Here is a 687-nt window from a genome sequence, read left to right on the forward strand (position 1 = left end):
CCCAGCGCCGACCCGCTGCCGGCGGCGGTGCGCGCGCGCGGCCAGGGCGGCGGCGTCTTCGTCGCCGACGCCGCCTGGACGCTGCACAGCGACACGCGCGCCTTCCGCGTCGGCGACGTGCTCACCGTCGGCCTGGACGAGACGACGCAGGCGAGCAAGACCGCCGACACCCAGTACGCCAAGGACAGCAGCGTCTCGGTGTCGCCGCTGGTCATCGGCGGCAAGTCGAAGAAGACCGGCATCGAGCTCGGCGCCGACCGTTCGTTCAGCGGCAGCGCGACCAGCACCCAGCAGAACGCGCTCAGCGGCTCGATCACCGTCGTCGTGCACGAGGTGATGGGCAACGGCCTGCTGCGCGTGGCCGGCGAGAAGTCGCTGTACCTGAACCAGGGCGAGGAGTTCGTGCGCCTGGCCGGCTACGTGCGCGCCGCCGACATCGACACCGACAACCGCGTGTCCTCGCAGCGCATCGCCAACGCACGCATCGTCTATTCCGGCCGCGGAGATCTCGCCGACGCGAACAACGCCGGCTGGCTGTCGCGCTTCTTCAACAGCCCCTGGATGCCGTTCTGACCATGACGATCCGAGCCCGAACCGCCGCCTGCCTGCTGGCGCTGGCCGCCACCGCCGTAGCCGACGAGCTGGTTCTCGCGCACGCCTTCGACGTGCACCAGGCTGCGCAGCGGC

General features: G+C 71.2%; 1 protein-coding gene. It reads left to right on the plus strand.

Features of this window, described 5'->3' with window-relative positions:
* The coding region (gene flgH, locus CKO43_RS25565; RefSeq protein ID WP_200380428.1) for a flagellar basal body L-ring protein FlgH at positions 1-573 on the plus strand (573 nt) is incomplete at its 5' end.
* Between the last annotated feature and the right edge of the window lie 114 nt (positions 574-687).

It is taken from the genome of Rubrivivax gelatinosus (assembly GCF_016583785.1).
GTDB lineage: Bacteria > Pseudomonadota > Gammaproteobacteria > Burkholderiales > Burkholderiaceae_C > Rubrivivax > Rubrivivax gelatinosus_B.